This is a genomic window from Cryobacterium sp. TMT2-18-2 (assembly GCF_004402245.1).
Taxonomy (GTDB): domain Bacteria; phylum Actinomycetota; class Actinomycetes; order Actinomycetales; family Microbacteriaceae; genus Cryobacterium; species Cryobacterium sandaracinum.
The window spans coordinates 124,390-150,309 of record NZ_SOFU01000005.1; the positions used below are offsets into that span (position 1 = coordinate 124,390).

At 66.7% G+C, this 25,920-nt stretch carries 21 protein-coding genes and 1 pseudogene; 4 read left to right on the forward strand and 18 right to left on the reverse strand.

The features are described from left to right. Nucleotides 1–70: 70 nt before the first annotated feature. Entirely contained in the window at nucleotides 71–769 is a 699-nt protein-coding gene (locus E3O22_RS01155) for a TrkA family potassium uptake protein (protein WP_241976463.1), read from the reverse strand. Beyond that, nucleotides 762–2,129: a TrkH family potassium uptake protein gene (locus E3O22_RS01160; protein ID WP_370448409.1), complete on the reverse strand. Its 1,368-nt coding sequence runs from the start codon at nucleotides 2,127–2,129 to the stop codon at nucleotides 762–764. Before E3O22_RS01160 ends, E3O22_RS01155 begins: the two co-directional genes overlap by 8 nt. A 131-nt stretch (nucleotides 2,130–2,260) precedes the next feature. Here E3O22_RS01160 and E3O22_RS01165 point away from each other — a divergent pair, with 131 nt between their 5' ends. Next, nucleotides 2,261–2,818: a hypothetical protein gene (locus tag E3O22_RS01165; RefSeq protein ID WP_134394921.1), complete on the forward strand. Its 558-nt coding sequence runs from the start codon at nucleotides 2,261–2,263 to the stop codon at nucleotides 2,816–2,818. A 160-nt stretch (nucleotides 2,819–2,978) separates the two neighbouring features. After that, entirely contained in the window at nucleotides 2,979–3,161 is a 183-nt protein-coding gene (locus tag E3O22_RS01170; protein WP_134394920.1) for a hypothetical protein, read from the forward strand. A 155-nt stretch (nucleotides 3,162–3,316) separates the two neighbouring features. On the opposite strand, the gene E3O22_RS01175 is transcribed toward E3O22_RS01170, so the two are convergent. The 15 genes and pseudogenes from E3O22_RS01175 to E3O22_RS01245 all read right to left on the reverse strand — a co-directional run bounded on the left by E3O22_RS01175 (nucleotide 3,317) and on the right by E3O22_RS01245 (nucleotide 22,084). Then, the gene (locus E3O22_RS01175; protein ID WP_134394919.1) at nucleotides 3,317–4,120 is read right to left on the reverse strand and encodes a GNAT family N-acetyltransferase; all 804 of its coding nucleotides are present in this window, start codon (nucleotides 4,118–4,120) and stop codon (nucleotides 3,317–3,319) included. Between the two features lie 180 nt (nucleotides 4,121–4,300). Further along, nucleotides 4,301–5,674 carry an FAD-binding oxidoreductase gene (locus E3O22_RS01180; RefSeq protein ID WP_134394918.1) on the reverse strand — a complete coding sequence of 458 codons (1,374 nt, stop codon included), beginning with the start codon at nucleotides 5,672–5,674 and terminating at the stop codon, nucleotides 4,301–4,303. A gap of 229 nt (nucleotides 5,675–5,903) precedes the next feature. Continuing rightward, on the reverse strand, nucleotides 5,904–7,181 hold the full coding sequence (locus E3O22_RS01185) for a saccharopine dehydrogenase family protein (protein ID WP_134394917.1): 1,278 nt from the start codon (nucleotides 7,179–7,181) through the stop codon (nucleotides 5,904–5,906). A gap of 259 nt (nucleotides 7,182–7,440) precedes the next feature. Continuing rightward, nucleotides 7,441–8,154, reverse strand: coding sequence for a phosphatase PAP2 family protein (locus E3O22_RS01190; RefSeq protein WP_198410546.1), 714 nt, complete (start codon nucleotides 8,152–8,154; stop codon nucleotides 7,441–7,443). 266 nt (nucleotides 8,155–8,420) lie between these two features. After that, nucleotides 8,421–9,698, reverse strand: coding sequence for a multidrug effflux MFS transporter (locus E3O22_RS01195; protein ID WP_241973434.1), 1,278 nt, complete (start codon nucleotides 9,696–9,698; stop codon nucleotides 8,421–8,423). Nucleotides 9,699–9,934: 236 nt separating this feature from the next. Further along, nucleotides 9,935–11,107 carry an ROK family transcriptional regulator gene (locus E3O22_RS01200; protein ID WP_134394916.1) on the reverse strand — a complete coding sequence of 391 codons (1,173 nt, stop codon included), beginning with the start codon at nucleotides 11,105–11,107 and terminating at the stop codon, nucleotides 9,935–9,937. A gap of 66 nt (nucleotides 11,108–11,173) precedes the next feature. Then, nucleotides 11,174–11,818 (reverse strand): sugar O-acetyltransferase, encoded by a 645-nt coding sequence (locus E3O22_RS01205; protein WP_198410547.1) that lies wholly within the window; start codon nucleotides 11,816–11,818, stop codon nucleotides 11,174–11,176. A gap of 70 nt (nucleotides 11,819–11,888) precedes the next feature. Next, nucleotides 11,889–12,986, reverse strand: a complete 1,098-nt coding sequence (locus tag E3O22_RS01210) for a Gfo/Idh/MocA family protein (protein ID WP_134394915.1) — start codon at nucleotides 12,984–12,986, stop codon at nucleotides 11,889–11,891. Then, nucleotides 12,971–13,641, reverse strand: a pseudogene (locus E3O22_RS01215) (ThuA domain-containing protein). The gene E3O22_RS01210 and the pseudogene E3O22_RS01215 overlap by 16 nt, the downstream one beginning before the upstream one ends. Before the next feature lie 63 nt (nucleotides 13,642–13,704). Beyond that, entirely contained in the window at nucleotides 13,705–14,757 is a 1,053-nt protein-coding gene (locus E3O22_RS01220; RefSeq protein ID WP_241976464.1) for an NAD-dependent epimerase/dehydratase family protein, read from the reverse strand. Between the two features lie 2 nt (nucleotides 14,758–14,759). Then, a complete protein-coding gene (locus E3O22_RS01225) occupies nucleotides 14,760–16,265 on the reverse strand; it encodes an alpha-N-arabinofuranosidase (RefSeq protein ID WP_134394913.1) in 1,506 nt (501 codons plus the stop codon). A 72-nt stretch (nucleotides 16,266–16,337) separates the two neighbouring features. Further along, complete coding sequence (locus tag E3O22_RS01230; protein WP_134394934.1) at nucleotides 16,338–18,758, reverse strand: glycoside hydrolase family 3 N-terminal domain-containing protein; 2,421 nt, start codon at nucleotides 18,756–18,758, stop codon at nucleotides 16,338–16,340. Between the two features lie 108 nt (nucleotides 18,759–18,866). Further along, entirely contained in the window at nucleotides 18,867–19,754 is an 888-nt protein-coding gene (locus E3O22_RS01235; protein ID WP_198410550.1) for a carbohydrate ABC transporter permease, read from the reverse strand. Continuing rightward, nucleotides 19,754–20,782 (reverse strand): carbohydrate ABC transporter permease, encoded by a 1,029-nt coding sequence (locus E3O22_RS01240; protein ID WP_134394911.1) that lies wholly within the window; start codon nucleotides 20,780–20,782, stop codon nucleotides 19,754–19,756. Before E3O22_RS01240 ends, E3O22_RS01235 begins: the two co-directional genes overlap by 1 nt. A gap of 9 nt (nucleotides 20,783–20,791) precedes the next feature. After that, entirely contained in the window at nucleotides 20,792–22,084 is a 1,293-nt protein-coding gene (locus tag E3O22_RS01245; RefSeq protein WP_134394910.1) for an ABC transporter substrate-binding protein, read from the reverse strand. Between the two features lie 198 nt (nucleotides 22,085–22,282). Between E3O22_RS01245 and E3O22_RS01250 the strand changes: the two genes are divergently transcribed. Further along, nucleotides 22,283–23,278, forward strand: a complete 996-nt coding sequence (locus E3O22_RS01250) for a LacI family DNA-binding transcriptional regulator (protein WP_134394909.1) — start codon at nucleotides 22,283–22,285, stop codon at nucleotides 23,276–23,278. Between the two features lie 68 nt (nucleotides 23,279–23,346). Then, the gene (locus tag E3O22_RS01255; RefSeq protein WP_134394908.1) at nucleotides 23,347–24,621 is read left to right on the forward strand and encodes an endo-1,4-beta-xylanase; all 1,275 of its coding nucleotides are present in this window, start codon (nucleotides 23,347–23,349) and stop codon (nucleotides 24,619–24,621) included. A gap of 28 nt (nucleotides 24,622–24,649) precedes the next feature. On the opposite strand, the gene E3O22_RS01260 is transcribed toward E3O22_RS01255, so the two are convergent. Then, nucleotides 24,650–25,867, reverse strand: coding sequence for an ROK family transcriptional regulator (locus E3O22_RS01260; RefSeq protein ID WP_241976465.1), 1,218 nt, complete (start codon nucleotides 25,865–25,867; stop codon nucleotides 24,650–24,652). Nucleotides 25,868–25,920: the final 53 nt, after the last annotated feature.

A 25,920-nucleotide genomic window follows, 5' to 3' on the forward strand; every position in this document is an offset into this window, starting at 1 on the left:
AGCCCAGCCGCACCCAACCCAGCCCCGCCGCACCCAGCTCCTCGCCGACCGGGAAGGCCGACGGCATCCGCTACCTGAGGCGGCTGAAGGACTCCACCTTGCGCACGTCGCCGGCGATCAAAATGACGTCGTCGGCCTCCAACGTCGTGTCAAGCGTCGTGTAGCTCCAGCCCTTGCCGGGGCGGTTGAATGCCGTGACCGTGACCCCGTGGATGGTGCGCACGCTCGATTTGCCGAGCGGCACGCCGACGATCTCCTGCGGCGGGTTCGTCTTCACGAGGGCGAAGTTCTCGTCGATCTCGATGTAGTCCTGCATCACCCCGCGCACGAGGTGGGCCACCCGTTTGCCCATGTCCTTCTCGGGGTAGATGACGTGCTTGACGCCGATCTGGCGCAGGATTTCACCGTGTGGGTCGCTGACCGCCTTGGCCCAGATATTCGGGATGCCCAGCTTGAGCAACAGGCTCGCGGTGAGGATGTTCGCCTGGATATCGCTGCCGATCGAGACGACCGCGCTGCTGAAGTCCGGCACCGAGAGCTGGCGGAGGGTCTCCTCCTTGGTCGAGTCGGCGCGCACGACGTGGGTGAGCAGGCCGTTGTGCGCCTGCACGATCTCCTCGTCTCCGTCGATGCCGAGCACCTCGCTGCCGCTGGCCATCAGCTCGAGTGCAAGGGCGCTGCCGAAACGGCCCAGACCGATCACGACGATCGCATCCGCTTCGGCCATGCGTGCGGGCTGCTGGTGCCCGAACAGGGAAAACTTAGCCAATGATGGGCCTCTCTTTCGGTAATTCGTACCCGGTGGGGCGGTCCCGCAGGGCGAGCGCCGAGGCGAACCCGATGGGGCCCAGCCGACCGATGAACATGAGCAGCATCAGGATGGTCTGACCGGCCGGGGGCAGACCCGCGGTGATCCCGGTGGAGAGCCCCACCGTGCCGAACGCGGAGATCACTTCGAACAGAAGCGCATCGAGGCCGATATCGGTGATCAGCATCAGGGCGACCGTGGAGACCGTGATCACCGCAACCGCCAGGAGCACGATGGTGATCGCCTGACGGTGCACGGCCCGGGAGAGGCGCTTGCCGAAGACGTTCACGGCCACCTCGCCGCGGATTTCGGTCAGCAGGATGAAGAACAGCACAGCGAAGGTGGTGATCTTGATGCCGCCGGCGGTGCCGGCCGGGCCTCCGCCGATCAGCATGAGCACGTCCATGCCGAGCAGGCTCGCGGAATCCATCGCCCCGATGTCGAGGCTGTTGAACCCGGCCGTGCGCGTCTGCACCGACTGGAAGAAGCCCACCAGGAGCTTGCTCGGCCAGTCCAGCGGTCCGAGCGTGCCCGGGTTGTTCCACTCCACGCCGGTGATGAAGACGGTGCCCGCGACCAGAAGTGTGATCGTTCCTGCCAGCACGATGCGGGTGTTCATCGACCACTTCAGCGGGTTCCGGAGGTGCTTGCGCAGCTGCATGATCACCGGGAAGCCCAGGCCGCCGAGGATCACGGCGGCGGCGATGGGCAGGCAGATGAACGGGTCCGTCGCATAGGAGATGAGGTTGTCGCTGAACAGGGCGAAGCCCGCGTTGTTGAACGAGGACACGGAGTGGAACACGCCGAGCCAGATGGCCCGGCCCGGCGCTTCGCCGTATCCGATCCAAAACCGCAGGCTCAGCAACACCGCCACGATGCACTCCACGATCAGGGAGATGCGCACGACGCCGAGAACCAGCCCGCGGACATCCTCGAGCCCGAAACTCTTGACCTCGGCGGCCGCCGTCATGCGGGACCGAAGGGACATCTTGCGGATCACGGCGAGCCCGATGACCGAGGCGAACGTCATGATCCCGAAGCCGCCGACCTGGATCAGGGCCAGGATGATGACCTGGCCGAACGGCGACCAGAACGTTGCGGTATCGACAACGGTCAGCCCGGTCACGCAAACGGCCGACGTGGCCGTGAAAGCCGCGATCAGGAACGGGGTGCCGCCGGGGCCGGGCGTCGCGATCGGGATCATCAGCAGCACCGTGCCGACCAGGATGGCGGCGGCGAATCCGGCGACCACGACCTGCGCCGGATGCAGTCGGGCGCGCGGACCGCGCGGACCGCTTCTACGGAGAGACAAGGATGGCACCCGCTCACTATACGGTTCGCGGGCATCCGTCGTCTGTTCCGGTTTCGACACGGCACCCCCCCCTATCGGTGACTGCCGCACTCACGCAAAATCCGAGATAATCTGTGTACACCGGCGAGGGGGAACCAAGGGTGAGATTCAACGGGGGTGTGCGCATGCACACGCACGCATTGCGGCCGCACGGCCGGTTGCTGGTGCAGTCGGGGCTTTCCGTCCTGGCCCTTGTCGCACCCATCTCCGCCGTGCTCTTCTGGCTCAGCATCCCTAACGGCACCTGGCGTCCGGTTGCCATCGCCCAGGTTGTACTCCTGAGCATCTGCGCACTTGCCTATCTCGCCTACACTCGCACCATCATCCGTGTCGATTCCGAGGGCATCTCGGAACGCGGCTTCATGGGCCTGGTCAAGGACTTCTCGGCGGACGAGATCGGCAACGTCGTGCTGCTCGACCTCTACCGGAGCGGGGCGCTCGACACGCAGCCGCAGCTCTTCGTCACCGGCACCGACGGCCGACTGCTGGTGCGCATGCGCGGGCAGTACTACTCGCGCGGAGCCATGGACACGGTGGTCGATCAGCTCGGCGTACCCGTGGTGCGGGTGCCCGAACCGATGACCCTGCAGGATCTGAACCGGGTGCGCCCCGAACTGCTCTACTGGTTCGAGCGACGCTTCACCCGGCACGGGGAGTAGCGCGGCATCCGTTCTTCGCCGCTCCGCGAATCAGACCACGTGATCGATTACACCTCCGAGGATTTCACAGCCAAGGGGCGGCAGAACGAGGTGACTTTCGATCTCCGGCAATCGCTCCCTGTTTGACTGCCGCCGCGCGTCCACCCCACGCGGAACGCTGGTGCTGTCCTCCGCTGCCGGCGGTCGTCTCCTCGGCCCGATCGGGCACATCCTCGCCGCATCGGCCCTGGGAATCTTTTCGCGGCAGAGCCTCCGCCCGCTCGTGCCGTCGGCCAGCGCCACCGATCTCGATGTGATGCGCGAGCTCATCGACCCGGACACGGTCGCGCCCGGATCGAGATGACCTACCCGCTGAGCCGGACCGCCGCCGCCCTGCCCCACTTCGACGAGGAACGCACCCGAGGCAAAAACCGCCATCTCGATCTGGGACGGGGTGGCGGCTGGCGCGGAGTGGCGGCGCGCGCAGGGCGCGCAGCGCGCACCGCGGGCGGGCGAGGCTCAGTCAGGGGCCGGTCGGCGGTCGGGGACATCCGGTGTGAAGATGTAATCGTTGTTCTCAGTGAGCTCGGGGCGCATCCCGCGAGACAGGTTGTTCTGGAACAGTGCCCGGGACTCGTCCCGGCGCCGGACGGCCTCGGCTGGGTCGTCGGCGCGCAGCCGCTCGAAGTCCACGTCAAGAGGCAGCGAGTCGCTGCCCGTCCAGACTGGGGGGAGTTCGCCGGCCAGTGCCCGGAGGGTGCGCGGAGAATCGAGGCGCCAGCGCACCTCGAACCGGTCACTCCGGTCGCTGCCGGTGATGACGTCGTCGAGCCGACCGTAGAAATCCGGCAGGAAGCGCACCACCTCGGCGCCCAGCTTGACCAGGTTGAAGTGCGCGTTGCGGCGGATCAGCGGGTCGAAAGTCCAGCGCATGTCTGCGATGCCGTGCTGCAGGCAGAGTGCCCGCTGGAAGAGTTTGAGCGCGTAGCCGACCCCACTGCCGCGCTGCCACGGCACGACCGCTGCCATGTGCGAGTGCAAGTGGATGCCGTCGGTCCAGCCGAGGAAGCCGAGCGTCGCGCCGACCGGTTTGCCGGCCTTGGTTGCCATCATCACGGTGTTGCCGGCGAAGTCGAGCGCCAGGAGCATCGACCTGTCGGGGCTGTGGCCCACGCCCCAAGTGCGCTCGAACAGGCCGATCACCGCGACGAGGTCGCGGGGTTCAGCCTGCCGCACGGTCACCCCGGCAGCCGCGGCGGCTGAATCCGCGGCGGCCTCCGCCTGCCGCACGGCGTGCTGCGAAACCCCCGGCTCAACGCTCATGCGTCGAGTAGATCACACCAGGCCCGGTCCCCGGCAGCCGGCCACCGTGGCAATTCGTCGGAGATTTTGCCCGAAAGCCAGATTTTCGGCCCCAAACCAGCTGTTATCGGCAAAACCTCCGTCGAATTCGTTCACGCACCGCGCACACACCGGAGCAGCCGCGCGGCACGAGCGCCCCCGCTAGTGTCCTCGACCCGAGACCACGTCGGCGACGGACGCGATCGGCGACGTCGTCCGCCGCCGGGTCAGCTCGGCGTGGTCGGCCAGCGAGTAGGCGCGGTAGAGCGCGTGCACGGCGAGCCAGCGCAGCGGCTCCGGCTCCCAGTTACGCACCCGGTGGTTCACCCATGGCAGCCGGGTGAGGCCGGTGTCGTTGCCGAGGATCAGGTCGGTCAGCGTGCGCCCGGCCAGGTTCGTCGTGGCCACCCCGGTGCCCACATAGCCACCGGCCCAGGCCAGCCCGGTCGCCGGGTCCAGCCCCACGGTCGCCGCCCAGTCGCGCGGCACGCCGAGCACCCCCGACCAGGCGTGGTCGATCTGCGCGCCAGCCGTCGCCGGGAAGAACCGGGTCAGGATGCCTCGCAGCGCCTCCACCGTGCTCGCCGGGGTCCGCCCGTCGGAATCCGTCTGCGACCCGAACCGGTACGGCACGCCCCTACCGCCGATCGCGATGCGGTCGTCAATGGTGCGCTGCGCGTACATATAGGCGTGCGCCATGTCACCGAGGGTCTCCCGGCCTGCCCAGCCGATGCTCTGCCAGACGTCCGAGCTGAGCGGCGCGGTCGCGATCAGCGACGAGTTCATCGGCAGCCACGCCCGGTGCAGTCCCTTCAGGCCCGCCGTGAACCCCTCCGTCGCACGCACCACGAACTCCGCCTGCACGGCGCCGCGGTCGGTGATCGCCCGGTGCGGCGTGATCTCGCTGACCCGGGTATTCTCGAAGATCTCCACGCCGAGGCCCTCCACCACCCGGGCAAGCCCGGCCGCGAGTTTGGCGGGGTTGATGCGCGCGCAGTGCGGGTGCCACATCGCCCCGGTGGCGCCGGCCACGTCGATACGGGCGCGCGCAGCCGCCGGGGAGAGGAGTTCGACATCCGTCATGTCCCAGGCCAGCTCCGACCGAGCGGATGCCTCCAGCCTTCGTTGCTGCGGCTGGTCGTAGGCCACGGTGAACTCACCGCCCTTGACGATGTCGGCGTCGACGCCCTCGGCCTCGGCGACCCGGATCACCTCGTCCACGGTCTCGTTCATGCCGGTCTGGAACCGGGCCGCCGCGCCCCGGCCGTGCGACTTCACGTACTGCTGACGGCCGCCGGTGACCGAGTTGGTCAGCCAGCCCCCGTTCCGCCCTGACGCTCCGTAGCCGGCGAAGCGCTGCTCCACGATGACGATCCGAAGCGCCGGGGCCGCCTTCTTCAGGTAATAGGCCGTCCACAGCCCGGTATAGCCGGCACCCACGATGCACACATCGGCCGTCGTCGGCCCGGGCAGTGGGTCGCGGTTGGCCGGCCGGCCGAGCTGGTTCCACCAGAAGGAGACATCACCATTGATCATTCCCGCACCGCTTTCGTTCCGACGGATGTTTCGCGCTCAGTCACAGCATCATCTCGCATCCGGCTCGGTCGGGCGGTGATCCCGATCCCGCCCTGCCGGGATTCGCGTCGCGCGGGTGGTGCGCCGTTGCGCGGATGGCACGCCACGCGCGTAGCGGCGCACCACCCGCGCCGCGGCCGCAGCTATGCGCTCGGGCATCCGCCTGGCACGTCGCAGGGTCGAGTGCGCGTCAGGACGCCAGCCGGTCCTCCATCCCCCAGGGCTGGCCGTAACCGCCCTCGGATTCGGGCGCGCTCATCAGGTCGAGGAACGCCTTCGCATCGAAGGCCTCCGGGCCGAGCACGCCGATGCCGGCCCAGGTGCCCGCGGCCAGAAGTTCCAGGGCGATCACCGGGTTCAGGGCGGTCTGCCAGACCACGCACTGGGTGTCGTATTCGCGCGTCGTCCACTCGTTGTCTGCGACGTGGTAGAGGTAGACCTCGCGCGGCAGGCCGCCCGGCCCCGTGCCGGTGACCCACACGCCCGCGCAGGTTTTGCCGGTCATCCGCGGGCCGATCGTAGCCGGGTCAGTCAGGCAGGCGGCCACCACATCGCGTGGGGCGACCAGCGCCGGGCCGGAGGCGCTGCGCACCCGCACCGGGTCGACCCGGTCGAGGCCGAGCAGGTGCAGGGTCTTCAACACGCCGATGAATTCCTCGCCGAGGCCGTACTTGAAGGTGACCCGATTCGCGTCGAGCCAGCGCGGCATCAGCACCACCTCCTCGTGCTCCACGTTCACGCATTCGACCCGGCCGATGCCCTCCGGAAAGTCGAACATCTCCGGTTCACTGAACGGCTCGGTGGTGAACCAGCCGCGGTCCTTCTCGAAGATCAGCGGCGGGTTCAGGCACTCCTCGATCGTGGTCCAGATGCTGAACGAGGGCGCGAAGATCTCGTTCCCGACGTCGTCGTGCACGACCAGGTTGGCACCGTCGCGCGTGCCGAGCTCCTCGATCTGCCGGAACAGGTGGTCCGAGGCGTAGCGGGCGAAGACATCCGAGAGTCCCGGCTCGACGCCCATGCCCACCAGGGCGAGGCGGCCGGCGGTCTCCCAGTCGGCGGCCTGCGCGAACTGGTCGTCGCCGAGCATGACCCCGGTCTGGCGGTAGGGGTCCGTGGGGTGCGGTTCGGACAGGCTCACGGCCATGTCGAGGTAGTCGCAGCCGGCGGCGAGCGCCCCGGCGAACACCGTGGGCACGAACTTCGGCTCGACCGCGTTCATCACGTGGGTGGCGCCGTGCCTGAGCGCGACGCCGGCGACCATGTCCGGGTCGCCGGCGTCGATCTGCTCGGCGGAGAACCGGGCTGCCACCGCGTGCCCGTGCTTCAGGCCGATTGCGACGATGGTGCGTTCCGCCCGGGCCCGGTCGTAGTCGCACACGATGACGTGCTCGAAGAACGTGCGCCTGGCGATGATCTTCGCGAACGCGTCGCCGACGCCGCCCGCTCCGACAAGGAGGATTCTCATGCGTCGACGCTACCCCGGGGCATCCGTCGCCGTCAGCCCCGCCCGTCGCCCTTCACCAATTCGACAGAGATTTCGAGGAAAACGCGCGTTTCGGGCTGATGTGGGGCTGTCGTGAGGAAAATCTCCGTCGAATTCGTTAGGGGCGACGGATGCCTCGGCACCGTTTCCGATGCGACTGCCGACACGCCCGTGCGCCCTGCCCGAACCAATTCGACGGAGATTTTGCCCAAAACGCGCGATTTTGCCCCGACTTAGGGCTCTACGCGGAATTTCTCCGTCGAATTCGCAAGGGCGACGGATGCTGCGCCGCCAGTTCGCGCTCCCCCTGGAGCTTCGCGGCGACCGGGGCCCACAGCAGCACGGCGACGGACGCACCGAGCAGCAGCCCGCCGATCGTATCCGTGAGCCAGTGTGCACCCAGATAGGTGCGGCTGACCATCATTAGAACCGTGTAGAGGGCGCCGGCCAGCCAAACCCAGACGCGCGGAAAGAGGATGCCGAGACAGACCGCCATGGTCGCCGCATTGGCGACATGGCCGGACGGAAAGGATCCGAAATCTGACATGACCAGCATGTCTTCCGGCCTCGCCCGACCGAACAGTGATTTGAGTACCTGCACCAGTCCCGAGCTCACGATCGTGGCAACCACGAAGAAGCCGGCCGCCCACGGCCGTTTGAGCAGCAGCAGCGCCACCAGAATCAGCACCGGGATCACGATCACGCCGGCGATTCCGGCACCGAGGTAGTTCATCGTGAGCGAGAGATACTCCCACGCGGGCGCCCGGTGCTCGAGGATCTCGTCCATCCACTCGGCGTCGATCTTCAGCGGGCGGCCGTTGCCGCGCAGCACGATCAGGGCGCCGAGCCCCACGGCCAGCAACAGCGCCGCGGACCCGCTGACCAGAGGCCACCGGCGGGCGATGCGCCGGGTGGCGGGGGTGGCTGCGGTCTCGGGGGCGCGCTCGCTCATCATTTGACCATGCTAGATCGGTGCGAGCGTGCGACTGTTCGGCCTGGCCATTTGCCGCGCATCTCCGGGGGCTTACTCAGGAGATCTGCGAAGCCGGTGGCGACGGATGCCGGAATCACGCGGCATCCGTCGTCACCTCGGCCTCGCCATCGGAAATCTCCTGAGTTAGCCACCGGCGGCAACTGACGCCTAAGGACTGGCCACTGGCCACTGGCCACTGGCCACTGACCGGAGGCTGACGGATGCCGCCACCCGGCGCCCATCCGGCCTCAGTACCCCAGCGCGGGCACTGACCGGGGGCGCACGATGAGCCACAAGGCGAAGATCGACACGATGGCGGTGACGCCCATCACGGCGCCCATCGGGACCGCTGTCCCGACGCCGAGCACGCCGACGACCGGGGAGATCAGTCCGGCGACGCCGAAGTTCGCGGCGCCGAGCAGCGACGCGGCGGTTCCGGCCTCATGCGCGTGCGCGTTCAGGGCGATGACCTGCACGCTGGGGAGGGTGAAACCGCAAGCCGCGATGAAGAACCACAGCGGCACCAGGGTGCCCCAGAGTCCCGCGCCGGCGAGGTCGAGCAGCACGATGGCCGCGGCCGTGATCAGGAGCACCACGGTGGACACCGAGATGATCCACTGCGGGCCGATGTTGAAGCGGTGCATGAGTCGGGAGCTGAGCTGCACACCCATCACGATGCCGAGCGAGTTGACGGCGAAGAGCACGCCGTACTGCTGCGGACTGAAATCGTAGACCTGCTGGAACAGGAACGACGACGCCGAAAGGTAGGAGAACAGACCCGTGAAGGTCATCGCCCCGATAATCGCGACGCCGACGAAGATCCGGTCGCTGAGCACCGCACGGTAGCGCTGACCGAGGGAACTGTGCCCCTTGGTGTGGCGCTCGGCATCCGGCAGCGTCTCGACGATCCAGAACGCGACGGCCAGGATCACGACCGCACCGTAGGCGGCGAGCACCCAGAAGATGCCGCGCCAGCTCATCACCAGCAGCAGCTGCGAGCCGATGACCGGGGCCAGCACGGGGGCCAGGCCGCTGATCAGCGCAAGGCGGGAAAGCATCTTCACGAGCGGCTTGCCGCCGAACAGGTCGCGCACCATCGCCAGGGCGACGACCGCGCCGGCCGCGGCGCCGAAGCCCTGCAGCAGACGGAAGACCCCGAGCCAGACGATGTCCTGCGAGAGGGCGGCGCCGACACTCGCCAGAATGTGGAAGCCGGTCGCGAGCATCAGCGGCAGGCGGCGCCCGACCTTGTCACTCCACGGGCCGACCACAAGCTGGCCGAACCCGAACCCGATCATGGTGCCGGTGAGGGTCAGCTGGATGGCGGCCGCCGAGACACCGAACTCACCCTCCAGGGTGGGGAACGCGGGCAGGTACAGGTCGATCGTGAACGGGCCGAGAGCGGTGAGCGCACCGAGCACGAGGATGTAGACCAGGCGCTGGCCGCGGGAGAGAGCGTCGCCGGGATGCTTCGCGGCCGACCTCAGGTCGGCGGCGGTGATGACGGTGATGGCGGCGGTAGTCACGTGGTGTTGATCCTCGTATCGATGGGGCCGGCCCGATGGGGCGCAGGCGTGCTGGTCTGAAAAGGTGTTCGAGGCACCGCATCACGGGCGTCAGTACCAGCAGCGGAATACGGAACCGCTCTTGGAGACAAGGCAGCCACGCCGGCGCCTATTCCCCCATGCGGGGAACACCGCGGAAGTTGCAGATATCGGCCCGATCGTGCACCGGGCGCCCGCCGCTTCGGCGCCCTCGGCGTTCAGCCCACGGCGGGCAATCCGCTCGGGTCGTCGAGCAGCTGCTCGAAGGCAAGCTCGGCAGCGCCGATCATCAGCAGATTCGAGCCGAGTTCGGCCGCGCTGACCCGCACGAGGTCGAAGGAGGAGCTCAGGGTCATCGAGGCCACGGCCAGCCTCAGGCGCTCCGGGTCGACCGAGAACAGGGCCGCCAGGAATCCGCCGAGCACGACCAGCTGCGGGTTCAGGATGTTGATCGCCCCGGCCAGGGCCACCGCCAGGAAGTCGACCTGACGGTTGACCTCGGCCCGCACGGCGGGCGCGTCGGAGGCGAGCAGTGCCTGCTCGAGTTCGTCGGCATCCGCGCCGGCCAGGCCGAGGGGTTCGAGGAGTTCCTCGCGGGTGACCTCGGCTTCGAGGGTTCCGGCGATCCCGGCCGTGTCCGTTCGGGCGCTGTCGCTGACCCGGATGTGGCCGAACTCCCCCGCGTAGCCGGCGATGCCGTCCACCACGGTGCCGCCGATGATCATGCCGCCGCCGATGCCGCTGGCGCCGCCGTTGAGGTAGATCAGGTCGGTGAAGCCCTTCCCCGCACCGAAATGGTGCTCGGCCATCGCGCCGAGGATCGCATCGTTGGCGGCGGCCACGGGATAGCCCGTGGCCTGCTCGAGCATGTCCTTGAACGGCTCGTCCACCCAGCCGAGGTGGGGGGCCTGGCGCACCAGGCCGTCGGGGGCGCGCACGAGTCCCGGAACAGCGACGCCGATTCCGACCACGCGGAAGCGGGTCTCGAGTTCGCCTCGCATCCCCTCGATCACGGCGGCGGAGATGTTCACGGCCTCGCTGGCGGTCGGCGGCCGTTCGGTCGGGTAACGGATGCGGCGGTGCACGGTGCCGTCGAGCCCGACGATCCCGATCGTGACGGCGTCGATCTCGGGGTTCACCGCGAGGGCGACCACCCGTTCGGCGCAGAAGACGACCGGACTGGGCCGGCCCACCTGGTTGGTGGATTCCGGGTCGCGCTCCCCGACGAGCCCGAGCGACTCGAGTTCGGCGACGAGAGCGGCGATGGTCGACCGGTTCAGGCCGGTCCGACGCGTCAGCGCCGCGCGCGGCGTCGGTCCGTCCCTGTGCACCAGGCGGAGGACGACCGACAGGTTGTGCCGTCGCACGTCGTCGTTGTTGGTTCCCTGCATCAGTGCCTTCCCATCAGGTAATCAATCCAAGGCTACCGCCGCCCGGCTGTGCCCGTTCCGGACGTGCTACAGCGACGGGCCGGTCGGTGACGACTGGCCCTCGGCCGCGGTCTCACCCTCGTCGAGCGTGCGGACGACGCGAGCCGGGTTGCCGACGGCGATCACTCCCGGCGGCACATCGCGGGTGACGACGGAGCCGGCGCCGATCACGCTGCCGGCACCGATCGTGACGCCGGGGCAGACCACGACGTTGCCGCCGAGCCACACATCGTCGCCGATGTTGATCGGCGACACCCTCTCGTAGCCGGCCCGTCGCTCGTCGATGTCGAGGGCGTGGACCGGTGTGTACAGTCGAACGCTCGGGCCGATCAGGACGTTCCGCCCGATCGTGATCTCCCCGCCGCCGAGGGCCAGGAGGTCGGCATTGATGAAGGTGTGGGCACCCACGTGCAGCCTTGAACCGTAGTCCAGGTACAGGGGCGGCCGGAAGTCCAGGCCCTCTCCGGCCGTGCCGAGCATGCCGACGAACAGCTCCTGGGCTGCGTCCCGGTCCTCATCGAAGAGAGCGGTGATGCGCCGGCAGGTGCGTTGGGTGGCGATCGTCATCTCGGCGAGCTCTGGGCCGGAGCGGTATCGGTACCAGTCCCCGGCGACCATCTTGTCGTACTCCGTGGGCTCGGGATCCGGCAACGGGCTATTTGTTTGAAGCATAAACATAATCCTATTCCCTAGTCGGCCTGTGACCCTGCAGCACTGCGACCGGCCCTGCGGGACCTTCCTGCTACCAGCGGCTCGGCAGGGCGCCCTCGGGCACGATGGCCGGCCGTTCCACGGTGCTGGTCAGTTCCATGACAGAGCGATCATGGGCGGCGCGCAGGATGGCGTCCATGATCTCCAACACGTGGAAGGCCAATTCTGCGGAGGCCCGGTGCGGGCGATCGGTTTCAATGGCCCTCGCCATGTCGGCCAGGCCGTAGCCGCGCCCGGCATCCGCATACCCGGCCTCGGGCTCCACCTCGCGCCAACGACGGTCGTCACTCGTGTAGAGCTCAGTCGCATCGCTGAAACGGTTCGGGTCAGGCACCGCGATCGTTCCGAGAGTGCCGTAGATCTCGATGCGCGGCAACCGGGCCGCCCACACATCGAAGCTCATCATGACCGTCGAGGTGACGCCCGATGCATGCTCCAGCAAAGCGGAAACGTGTGTGTCGATCTCGACCCTGAGGCTCGTTCCCTCGAGCGGCCCGGTCGCCACCGTGCGCTCCCGCCCCGAGCGTCCGACGCTGCCCGATACGCGCACGACCGGTCCGAGCAGCGTGACGAGGGCGCTCAGGTAGTACGGGCCCATGTCGAACAGCGGCCCGCCACCCTCCGAATAGTAGAACTGCGGGGCAGGGTGCCAGAGTTCGTGCCCCGGCGCCGTCCAGAAAGCGGATGCCGCCACCGGCGTTCCGATGCGGCCGTCATCGAGCAGCGCACGGGCAGTCTGCACCCCCGTACCCAGCACAGTGTCCGGAGCGGACCCCACCCGCAGACCGCGTTCGACGCCCAACCTGAGAACAGGTGTCGCCTCGTCCGGATTCAATGCGAGGGGCTTCTCCCCGTAAACGTGTTTACCGGCTGCCAGCGCGCGCAGCGCCACCTCGGCGTGGGCTGCCGGAATGGTGAGATTCAGCACCGCGTCCACGTCGGGCGAGGCGATCAGCTCGTCGACGGTCAGTGCCGGCACACCCTGCTCCGCCGCCACGGCGGCCGCGCGAGAAGCATCCAGATCGGCGACCGCCACGAGCTTGAGTCCGGGGAGCTTGGGAAACTCGGCGAAATACTGCTCGCTGATCTTTCCGACGCCGACTACTCCTATTCTCAACGGGCTGCCCATAGCAGTCCCCTTTCGATCATGGTGCGCACGCTGGCGTTCTGCAGAATGTCGACCCGATGCCCGGGGGTGGACACGAAGATGCGCCCCTGTCCCCACTGCCGGGTCCAGATGGCCGGCGAGGTGACCGGGCGGTGCCACGGGTCCCAGGGGCGAACAGCCTGCGTGGTCGTGGCCAGCACATCGTTGTAGTCGTCGTGGAGCACCCAGTACTGCTCGCTGACCAGATCGAAATCGTCGATGCCCCGGGTGATCGGGTGATCCGCGGCGGCGGGAAGCATGTTGATGCGGTGGGGAACGTAGTTGTCAGATTGTTCCCCGGTGTGGTCGGTGGGTTCCTTGCCGGGGTGAGCCGCGAATTGACCACCGATGAGTTGCAGGTAGTCAACGTTGGTGCGGTACGAATCGGCGATGCCGCCGTGCCAGCCGCCGACCCCGCGCCGCTTTCGATGGCCGCCTTCAGCCCCGTGAATTCGTCCTTTTCGATCGAGGCCATGGTGTTGGTCTGCAGGACGAGATCGATCAGGGCCATGTACTCGGAATCGGCATACGGCGCCGGTGAGCCTTCGATGCTCACCGTGAAACCGTTCTCCTCCAGAAATGGAATGAACAGATTCGTCGTGTCGACGGGCTGGTGGCCGTCCCATCCGCCACGCACGACGAGTGCGTGACGGGGCGGATGCCTAAGGTGGTGCGGTGGTCATGGATAACCCTTCGAAACTCAAATAGGGACGTGAATGTCAGGCGCGAGCCGTTCGAAGATCGTCCGCGCTTCGTGATACCCCAGCGCCATGCGGTCGATCACGGCTTCGGCAGTCGGATCCCCTGCCGCTTCAGCCGGATGCCCGCTTCGCCAGCGCGCCATCTCCACGACCGTTTCGACGAACGTACGGCTGGGCGCATATCCCGGAACATACCGGCGAATCTTGGAAGTATCGAAGATCGCACTGTGGCCCAGGTCTCCGACGAACAATTCGGACCAGCCCCAATCGGGTGCAGCAACGGGGAAGAACTCCGACGGAACATGGACGAGTTTCGCCGGCACGCCCAGCGAGGCACCGACGAGCGAGTAGATCTGATCCCAGGTGTAGACGTCATCTGACGTGATGTGGAACGCCTCGCCGATCGCCCGCTGATTCCCGAGCAGCCCCACCAGGCCCTGCGCCAGGTCGGCCGCGTGGGTCAGAGTCCACAACGACGTGCCGTCACCGTGGACGACGATTTCGGCTCCACGCTCGATTCGATCGAAGACCGTCCAACCGCCGGCGAGAGGTGGGTTCGCCTCGTCGTAGGTGTGAGACGGTCGCACGATGGTGACCGGGAACCCGTCATCCACATGCGCACGCATCAGGGTGTCCTCGGCGGCGATCTTCTCCCGCGCGTACCGCAGAAAGCCATTCTGACGCAGGTTCGATTCCACGATCGGAACCTGAAGGATCGGCTTGCGATACATCGACGCGGTGCTGATGTGGACGTAGTGGCGGGTGCGATCGCGGAATATCTCGATCGCCTGTGCCGCGTCGGCGGCGTTGAAACAGAGAAAATTGACGACAACGTCGAACCGCAAGTCGCCGAGCGCCGCAGTGACGGAATCACGATCCGTGATGTCACCGGTCAACCAGGTGACCGAGCCGGGCAGCTGTCGCCCCCTGGCGTTGTGTCCACGGTTGAGCACGAACACCTGCATACCCTGGGCGACAGACAAATGAACGGACGACGAGCTGATCGTGCCGGTACCACCGATGTACAGAACTTTTCGCGGCGTGGCAGTCATCGTCATCGCAGGGCAATCGCTGACCAGGAGACCGGAGGCAGCGTCACGGTGAGCACGCCGTCGGTGAGCACGGCGTGGGTGAGCGACTTCAATGCCACCCGCGTCTGATCTGCCAGCGTGTTCTGCGCGTAGACATCGGAATCGTGCACGCTGACAGCCTCGTCGATGACGGATGCGCCCAGATCGGCCACTTCGATGGTCACGTCCAACGACTCGGTTTGGCTGCGGTTCACCAGAAACACCGCAGACACTCGGCTCTCCGGGTCGTGGGTCGCCACCGAATCCACCAGAGGCGCGGCGCCGTAGACGGCCGTCTCATAGGTGCCGACGTCGATTCGCGGTCGCAACACCTCGCCGCGAGCTAGCCGCGATGTCACCGAGAACGGGAAGAATGTCGTCTGACGCCAGGACGCCCCACCCGGCTCCGTCATGATGGGCGCGATCACATTCACCAGCTGGGCCAGTGACGCCGACCCCACCCGGTCGTGATTCTTCAACAGGGTGATCAGCAGATTGCCCAGCACCACGGCATCCGCCACCGAATAGGTGTCCTCCAGCTGACGCGGTGCCACGCACCACTGCTCATTGACCTCCTCTGACGCCCGGTGCTCGTCGAGGTACCAGATGTTCCACTCGTCGAACGAGATCTTGATCGTCTTCTTGCTGTGCAATTTGTTCTTCACGTGATCGGCCGTCGAGACGACGGTGTCGATGAAGTACTGCATGTCCAGCGACGACGCGAGATACGATCCCAAATCCCCTTTGCGCTCCTGGTAGTACGCGTGGGCGGATATGTAGTCGACGTGCTCATAGCTGTGCTCGAGGACGGTGCGCTCCCAATCGCCGAACGTCGGCATCGACGAACCCGAGGACCCGCAGACGACCAGCTCCAGATTCTTGTCGGCGGCCTTCAACGCCTGCGCCGTTCGAGCGGCCAGCTTGCCGTAATCATCGGCCGACATGTAGCCGGTCTGCCACGGACCATCCATCTCATTGCCCAGGCACCACATCCGAATGTCGTGAGGTGCGGCCGTGCCGTTGGCAATGCGTTGGTCGCTGAGCGCCGTGCCAGACGGGTGATTGGCATACTCCAGCAGATCGAGAGCGTTTTCGATGCCCCGCGTGCCGAGATTCACCGCCATCATCAATTCGGAGCCCGTCAGATCACACCACCGCGCGAACTCGTCCAGGCCGACCTGATTGGTCTCGAGTGAATGCCACGCCAGGTCGCGGCGCACCGGGCGTTGCTCCTTGGGACCGACCCCGTCTTCCCAGCGATAACCGGAGACAAAATTGCCGCCGGGATAGCGGATGGTCGACGAGCCCAATTCCCTGACCAGGTCGACGACATCCAGCCGAAAACCGTCCTCGTCGGCCGTCGCGTGTCCCGGCTCGTAGATGCCGTCGTAGACACACCGACCCAGATGTTCCACGAAGGAGCCGAAGATACGACGGTTGACGGGGGCAACGACCGCCGTGCGGTCGATGGCAATGCACGCGTTTGTCACTGGTGCGTATTCCTTTGGTTCTTGATGTGCAGGGAAGCGGGAGGGAGGCTGTTCGGCTCAGGTGTGGCGCGTTCAGGCGGACACCTGTTCCCGGACCAGCGCGTCCTGTCGAACGGCCACCGTGCGGAGATCCGCCGCGGTGATTTCATGGACGTCGCCGGTGATCGAAACGATTGCGCGGGCGGTCGACACACCGGGTATCCGTCTCACCGGTATGAGCTTCTCGCTGACGATGGCACTGATGGCGGCCTCCTCGGCAGGCACGCCGCCTGAGACGGCCACGTGGGAGGCGAACCACACCTCGACGTTGCCGGGCTCGACGATCTTGACCATGCGTCGGTCGCTGAAGGCGAATCGGCTCGCCGGCACCGAGAAGGTCAGTCGGCGGGACTCGCCCGCATCGAGTTCGACCCGGGAATAGCCGAGCAGTTGCGCCACCGGCCGGGCTACCGTGCCGTGCACGTCGTGGCCGTAGAGCTGCACGATGTCGGTTCCGCGAACGGCGCCCGTGTTGGTCACCGTCACCGTGGCGGTGAAGCCGCCAGTGGCAGGCGCGGCGGGATCGACTACGTAGTCGGAGTAGTCGAAGGAGGTGTAGGACAGACCGAACCCGAAGGGGAACACCGGTGTCGAATCGGTGGCGGTGACGTCGGACGGCCCGCCGAGAACCGGGTGCAGGTACGAATACGGCTGTGCACCGGCCGACCGCGGCATGGAGACGGGAAGGCGTCCTGATGGATTGACCCGGCCCGTGAGGATGTCGGCAATCGCGAGGCCGCCGCCCTCTCCGGGAAAGAATGCCAGGAGTACGGCAGCCGGGGCTGCGCTCCCGCCCTCGACGGCCCAACCGATCGCGTACGGCCGCCCGGTCAACAGCACCATGATGACGGGCGTTCCGGTCGCGATCACGGCCTTGACGAGTCGGCGTTGCAGACCTGGCAGCTCAAGAGATTCGGAGTCATTGCCCTCGCCGACGGTGCCGCGACCGAAGAGGCCCGCTTGGTCGCCCACGACGACAATAGCCAGTTCACTCGCCGACGCAGCGTCCACGGCGGCGGCGAAGCCGGACTCGTCGTCGCCTTCGACGGCGCACCCCTCGGCGTACACGAACGCCGGCATGGCGAGACCGGCCGTGTGGAAGGCACCGGGGAGCGACTCGAGTACCGTCGGGATCTCGAAGCCGAGCGGGAGATCGGGATAGCCGGCGAGAACATGGTTCGCGAAGGAGTAGCACCCCTGAAGCGCCGTGGCACGGTGAGCGTTGGGGCCGATGACCGCCACCGTCGAGAGCGGCCGCGCCCTTCGCTCCAGCGGCAGCACCCCGTCATTCGACAACAGCACGATGGATTCCTCGGCCAGTCGGCGGGCCAGCTCCCGGTGGCGCGGCGAGTCGAGGTCGATGTCCGTCGGCGGCTCATCCTCGTAGGCGTCCTCGTCGAGAAGCCCCAGCTCCTCCTTCTGCGCGAGAGCGCGCAAGACCGCACGGTCGACATAGGCCTCGTCGAACAGACCGGCGCGGATGCGGTCGGCCAGGGGCTGCAGGTAGGCGTCGCCGGTGGGCAGTTCGATGTCGATGCCCGCTTCCAGCGCGAGCGCCGCCGCCTCGCCCCGGTCGGCCGCGACGGCGTGCATGACTTCGAGGAACGCCACAGCGAAGTAGTCGGCGACGACGACACCGTCGAAGCCGAGTTTCTGCCGCAGGACACCGGTCAGGTAGTCGGCGTTGGCGGCCATCGGGATTCCGTCGATGTCGGTGTATGAGTTCATCACTGACTTCGCACCGCCGTCGAGGATCGCCATCTCGAACGGTGGCAGGAAGACATCGGCGATCTCCCTCGGACCCGCGTGCACCGGTGCGTGGTTGCGTCCGGCGCGCGACGCGGAGTATCCGAGAAAGTGTTTCAGCGTCGCGTGCACCCCTGCGCCCTGGAGCCCGCGCACGTAGGCCGTGCCGACGGTGGCGACCAGATAGGGGTCCTCGCCGATGCACTCATCCACCCGGCCCCAGCGCGGGTCCCGGATGACGTCGAGCACCGGGGCGAGCCCCTGGTGGATGCCCAGCTGCTTCATCGAGTCGCCGATGACGCCGGCCATCTCCTCGACCAGCGCCGGGTCGAAGGAGGCTCCCCACGCGAGCGGAGTCGGGAACGCGGCCGCCTTCCAGGCGGCGAGTCCGGTCAGGCACTCTTCGTGCACGAGCGCGGGGATTCCGAGGCGCGTCTCCCGCTTGAGGCGGCGCTGCTCGCCCCACAGCCACGCGGCGCGTTCCGCCGGATCCACCGGCCGCGTGCCGTAGACACGGGTGTAGTGCCCGAGGCCGTGGCGGGTCACCTCGGACAGGTCGCCAGGAGCCTTCTGACCTGCCGCCATCTCGCCCTGCATGGGCGCGACGACGCCGCTCTGATCGAGCCAGTAGCCGACAATCTGGGCGAGCTTCTCCTCGAGGGTCATTCGGGCATGGAGCGCCAGTACGCGCTCCGAGACCTCCGGCATGGCTGAGATGGCATGGGTCACGGGTTCAACACTTTCCTTCAGAGGATCAGATATGCAGTTGGGACAGCGCGCGGTGCGACGCCTCACGGCCGCGCACCGCGTGAACGCCTATCCCTTGACGGCGCCGGTCAATCCGCCGACGATGCGGCGCTCGAACAGCGTGAAGAAGATGAGCGCCGGAATCATCGACAGGGAGGTGAAGGCCAGAACCTGTGCCGTGTCCACCGAATACTGCGACGCGAATGCCTGCACGCCCAGTGGCAGCGTGTACATCGCCTGATCGCTCAGGATGAACAGCGGCAGCAGGTAGCTGTTCCAGCTGGCGACGAAGGCCAGGATGCCGGTGGTCACCACGCCAGGAACCGACAACGGCACCACCATGCGGAAGAAGAACCCGAGTCGGCTCGCCCCGTCGATCGACGCGGCTTCCTCGATCTCCTTGGGAATCGCCTTGAGGAACGGCACCAGGATGATAACGGTCACCGGCAGGCCGAAGGCGATCTGCGGCAGGATCACGCCCGCCAGGCTGTTCATCAGGCCCAGTTGCTTGACCAGGATGTAGAGCGGCGTGATCGCAACGGTCATCGGGAACATGAGTCCGGCTGCGAACAGGGCATACATCAGCCCGCGCCCGTGGAAGTCATAGCGGGCCAGGACGAAGCTCACCATCACCCCGAGCACGACGACACCGATCGTCGTGAAGCCGCTGACGATTGCCGAGTTGCCGATCTGCTGCCAGAAAGTCGGAGCGGTCAGGACGTCGAGATAGTTGTCGAAGCGCCACGGACCCGGGAGCCCGGCAGGCGACGAGGTGATCTGGGAATTGTCGCGGAAGCCCCCGACGATGATGTAGAGGACCGGCCCGAGGCACAGGGCGATGAACAGGAATGCGATGAAGTACGTGACGGGGCTGCCCCACTTGTCACGACCTTTCGAGCCATGCTGAACCCGTGGGGCCTCCGTGCGTGAGGCCCTCTCACTGGTCAGAACCGACATCATTTCTTCCCCTCTGTGAGCGCGCCGGCCGTGTCACGTCGCAAGACGAAGCGCTGGTAGGTCAGCGCGATGACAAGCGAGATCAGGAACATGACAACCGCGACGGCGCTGCCGTAGCCGAAGTTGCCCGAGGTGCGCCCGTTCGCGACCATGTAGGTCGCCATGGTCGAGGTACCCGCCGTCGAAGCGACGTACTGGCCCCAGATGATGAAGACAAGGTCGAACAATTGAAGTGACCCGATGATGGACAGGAACGCCCAGGTGCGCAGGGTCGGGCCGAGCAGCGGCAGCGTGATGCTGCGCTGCACCTGCCAGTAACTCGCGCCGTCGATCGACGCCGCCTCGAAGAGCTCCTCCGGGATTCCCTGAAGCCCGGCGAGGAAGAGGATGACGGCGAAGCCGATGTACTTCCAGGAGATGATCAGCATCAGCGACCAGATGGCGATCTTGGGGTCTGAGAGCCAGTCGGCCTGGAACGCGCCCAGACCGACACTCTCCAGCAGGTCGTTCACCGCGCCATTGGTCTGGAGCATCAGACCCCAGCCGATGCCGACGATGACCTCGGAGATGATGTACGGAACGAAAATCAGAACGCGGATGAGGGAGCGTCCCCGGATCTTCTGGTTGATGAGCAGAGCCAGAATGAGTGCGATCGGCAGCTGGATGACCAGCGACAGCACGAGGATGATGCCGTTGTGCATCAGCACCTCGTGGAACGCGCTGTCCGCGAAGATGATCACGTAGTTGCCCCAGCCGACGAAATCGGTTGCCGGCCCGTAACCCTTCCAACGGAAGAAGCCGTAGTAGGCGGCCAGAATGACCGGGAGGATCACGAAGCCGACGAAGACGAGGATCGCCGGTCCGGAGAGGACCGCTATCTCCAGGCGCTTCCGCCAGTCTGCAGTTCTTCGGGTGGGGCGCGTCCCGGCCGGGGACGATGCACGAGGTGCACCGTCCCCAGCTTTCTGCGTGCCCGGCAGCGGCCGCGCGTCGGTCAACGACGCAGCGCCTGCGGACTCTTTTCTCATGGTTGCGAGCTAACCCTTAGCCGCTGCCGCGTTGACGCCCGCGACGAGGTCCGCTGCGCCGCTCTTGCCGGCCAGCATGTCGACGACGCCGGTGTTCAGCGCGTTGCCGACGTTCTGGCCGAACAGGGTGTCCAGCCAGACGGTCACGTACGGTGCCTCGTTGTAGGCCTCCAGGATGGACTTCAATGCATCATCGGTCACGACGTCCTGAGCCTCCGTATTGGCCGGAAGCGTGTGGAACGCGTTCGCGTACCCTTCCTGCTGCTCCTTCTGCATGAAGAAGTTGAGGAAGTCGGTGCACTCCTCCTGCGGCGCCTGAGCCGAGCAGGTGAAGCCGTCCACGCCGCCCATCATCGCGCCGGCCGCACCTTCGCCGCCGTCGATCTCCGGGAAGGGGAACCAGCCGAGGTCAGCCAGCGGCTTCTCGTCGGGGGTCAGCGATGCGATCACGCCGGGGTTCCACGCACCCATGAGTTCCATGGCCGCCTGGTGGTTCGCCAGAAGGCCGGCCGAACTGCCTGCTCCCTGCTGTGCGGACGTGGTGAGGAAGCCATCGTTGAACGGCTCGGTCTCAATGAACTCTTCCATCTGCTCGCTCGCGTTCAGCCAGCAGGCGTCGTCGAACGTCTTGGACTCGGCTGCCTTGTCCATGGCGTCCTGCGAGCAGGCCCGCTGAGCGAAGAAGTAGTACCAGTGCGCGGCGGGCCAGGCGTCCTTGGCACCCACGGCGATCGGCGCGATACCGGCGGCCTTGAGCTTGTCCACCGCGGTGCCCAGCTCGGCCATCGTCGCCGGCACGGTGTCGATGCCGGCCTCCGCGAAGAGGTCCTTGCTGTAGTAGATGCCGCCAGGAAGCACTGCGGTCGGCATTCCGTAGATCTTGCCCTCGACCGCGAAGGCACTGAGCACGCCCTCGGGCACCGCCGCACTCGTAGCCTCGTCGATGAAGTCTGTGATGTCCATGGCCTGTCCGGCCGCCACGACATCCACCAGCTTGCCGCCGCCCCGTGCCATGAAGATGTCCGGTGCATCGCCGGAGTTCAGCGCGGTCTGAAGCTTTCCGTCCATCTCCTCGTTCTGGATGGACTGCATTTCGATTGTGACCTTCGGGTTGGCCGCCTCGAACTCGGCGACCGTCTTCTCCCAGTAGGCCTTGCCTTCTCCTGTCGTTGAGTTCTGCCAGAAGGTCAGGGCGACCGTGTCGCTCGAACCGCTGTCGCCGCCACTGGCGCACCCGGAAGCGAGCATGGCGGTGCTCACGGCCAGCGCGAGAATTCCCGCGGTTCGGTTTTTCCTCTTCATTGTGGAAGCTCCTTGGTAGTCATCGGTGACACACGACATTCGTCCGCCACACCCAGAGCTTCCCAGCACGGCATCCATCTTGTCAATCGATATCGATAACGATTTCTAACGGGGTGATTCGGCTCTTGATCTGTTGCCCGGCGCTGTACTGTGAGTAGTGTGACCCTTGATGTCAACCCATCCCCCCCGCTTGGGCGAGTGACGATCGCCGACGTCGCGCGCCAAGCCGGCGTTTCGGTGCCGACGGTGTCGAAGGTCGTCAATCTGCGTTACGGCGTCGCTCCGGCGACCTTCAAGCGAGTGACGGAAGTCGTCGCCGCACTCGGCTATGAGCCCTCGCTTGTGGCTTCGAGTCTGCGTCGACAGCGCAGCAATGTGATCGGCATCCTCGTCTCTGAATTCGAGTCGTTCTCGGTCGAGCTGCTCAAAGGCATATCCACCGCTGCCACCGGGACCGGTTATGAGTTGCTCGCGTATTCGGCCCTCGCGCCGGGCGGCATCAGCGCGGGCTGGGAACGCCGATCCCTCTCGCGCCTGGCCGGCACGCTCATCGACGGCGCCATCATCGTCACGCCCACGTTGCTCATGCCGACGACTTCGATCCCCGTCGTCGCGATCGACCCGCACACGGGGCCGGGCGGACCCGCGACAATCGACTCGGACAACATCGGCGGCGCCCGGGTGGCGACCCGGCACCTCATCGAACTGGGACACCGCCGCATCGCACATATCCGAGGGCGCAGCGACCTGGCTTCGGCCCAGTTGCGTGAGGCCGGTTACCGTGAATCGCTCGAGAACGCCGGCATCCCATTCGACCCGACCCTCGTTCGCGACGGTGGATACCAGGCCGCCCTGACGGCCGACGCGGCTCGTGAACTGCTGACGCGGCCGGATCGACCGACCGCGGTGTTCGCCGCAAACGACATGTCCGCGCTCGGCGTCCTGAAAGTCGCCCGCGAACTCGGACTGCGGGTGCCGGAAGACGTTTCCGTCATCGGATTCGACGACATCCCCGAGGCCGCGAGCTCGACACCGCCGTTGACGACCATGGCCCAGCCACTGCACGACCTGGGGGCACAGGCCCTGCAGATGCTGGTGAAGCTGCTCGACGGGGAAGACGTCCCTCACCATGTCCAACTCCCTGCCAAGCTCGTGGTCCGGGCGAGCACCGGCCCCGTGCCGGTCGAATCCTGACTTCCCATTCGCCCAGCACCCCGATTCGTCGGCTGGATCAACACTCCAGTCTGGAAAGTGACTCTGCAATGATGCCCTCCGCGGCCCTCTCCTCCGCCTCGGCACCCGCCCATCGGCTCTGTACCACCGTCGTGACCGTGACGGATGCGTCCGGTGAGGTCCTGCCAAACACGGAGATCGTCGTCGCCCAGCTGGACCACGCCTTCGGCTTCGGCAACATCGGCTTCGATTTCCTCGGCCTCGCGAACGGCGAGCCTGACGAGATCGGCACCGAGAGCCTCGCCACGCTCTACGCTGACGTCTTCAACACGGCAACGCTGCCGTTCTATTGGGGCCGCTTCGAGCCCACCCGCGGCGCACCGGACACGGCCCGGCTGCAACAGGCCGCAAGGTGGTTCCGCGGCCGCGGCGTGAAGCTCAAGGGTCATCCGCTCGTCTGGCACACCGTGCAGCCCGATTGGCTGCTCGGCCTGCCCGTCGACGAGGTCGAACGGCTGCAGCGCGAACGCATCCGCCGCGACGTCGCCGACTTTGAGGGGCTCGTCGACACCTGGGACGCCATCAACGAAGCCGTCATCATGCCGGTATTCGAAAACGGGGACAACGGCATCACCCCGCTGGCTCGCGCCAGGGGGCGCATCCCGATGATCCGCCTGGCGTTCGAAGAGGCCCGCGCGGTGAATCCTCGCGCCACGCTGCTGCTCAATGACTTCGATCTCTCGAGCGCCTTCGAGTGCCTCATCGAAGGGGTCCTCGAGTCCGGCGTCGAGATCGATGCCCTCGGGCTGCAAACCCACATGCACCAGGGGTACTGGGGTGAGGACGCCATGCTCGGGATGGTCGACCGGTTCGCCCGATACGGCCTGCCGTTGCACCTGACCGAGTCATCTCTCGTTTCCGGCGACCTCATGCCGGCCGACATCGTGGACCTGAACGACTACCGCGTCTCGGAGTGGCCGTCGACTCCGGAAGGAGAGGCCCGCCAGGCGGACGACCTCGAGCGACACTACCGCTCACTCATGGCGCATCCCTCGGTCGAGGCCGTCACCTACTGGGGCATCACCGACGCAGGCGCCTGGCTCGGCGCACCGATCGGGCTGGTGCGCGCCGACGGCACTCCGAAGCCGTCCTACGACGCGTTGCGCGGGCTCGTGAAGGGCGAATGGTGGCTTGCACCGACGACCGCGCTCACCGACGCGCGGGGCAGGGTCTCGGTCGAAGGATTCGCCGGCGAATACCAGCTCGGCACCAGCGCCAGGTTCGCCGCGAGTGAACAGTCAACCCGATTCACGCTGAGTCCTGAGGATCGGCACACTCGCGTCACCCTCCCATCGATCACCTGACCCGGCAGACGCGAAGTCCGGTCACGCGTCAGACACCGATGCGTCCGCGCACAAACCCGGCAGGGTCGTCGAGCAGCCCGGCGAAGGCCAGCTCGGCCGCCCCGACAATCATCAGCCGGGAGCGCAGCTGCGCCCGTTCGAGTAGCACGGCGTGCCCGAGGCTTCCGATTGAGCTCACGCTCACCGCCTCGGCCAGGCGCTCTCGGCCCACCGACAGCAGCGAACCGAGAAAGCCGCCGAGCACCACCATCTTCGGGTCGAACATGTTCACGAAGTCTGAGATCGCCACCGAGAGAAAGTCGATCTGCCTCATTACCTCCCGGAGCACCTGAGGGTCGCGCGAGACGCCGAGGGCGACGTCGAGGTCGTCCAGATCCGCGCGCGGCAGGCCCAGCACCCGGAGCAGGCGCGACATGCTCACCTCGGTCTCCAGGCATCCGATGCGGCCGCAGTGGCATCGCACCCCGTTCGAGTTGACCAGTGTGTGTCCAAGCTCACCCGCGTAGCCACTCGTACCGCGCAACGGGCTGCCGCCGATGATGAGGCCGCCCCCGATGCCGCTCGCACTGCCGTTGAGGTAGACGAGGTCCTTCGCGCCACGGGCCGCTCCGAACAGACTCTCGGCGATGGCGGCCAGGCTTGCGTCGTTGCCGGCGTACACCGGGAAGTGCAGCACCCTGGCGAGGGTGCTGGTGAGGGCGCAGTCCCGCCAGCCGAGGTGCGGCGCGATCAGCACGCGGCCGTCGACCGTGTCGACCAGGCCGGGAACGGCCACGCCGACCCCGGCGATGCGATAGTTCTGCTCGATCTCGCCGCGCATACCGTCGACGATGGCCTTGACCGCGTTCACGGTTTCGGACACGGTGGGAATACGGGCCGTGTCGAAGCGGATGCGGCGAATCACCTCGCCGCCGAGCCCCACCAGCCCCACCGTGATCGCATCGACATCGGGGCTCACGGCGATCGCGGCGATCTTCGGGCTCGGAAACACCTGCAGGCTCGGGCGCCCCACCCGGCCGGGCACATCTTCGGGCTCGCCCTCGAACGCCATTCCGAGCTCGACCAGTTCGGCCACGAGCGCCGAAATGGTGGACCGATTCAGGCCGGTGCGTCTGGTCAGTTCAGCCCGAGAGCATCCGCTCGAATGATGAATCATCGTGAGAATCATCGACAGATTGAACCGGCGCAACTGGTCGTTGCTCGAACCACCCCGTGCGGAGAGGGTGGTCGTGGTCAGCCGGGTCACGACACACCACCTCTACGGTTGGAAGACACCTGACAGGGCCCTGCAAGCGCGGG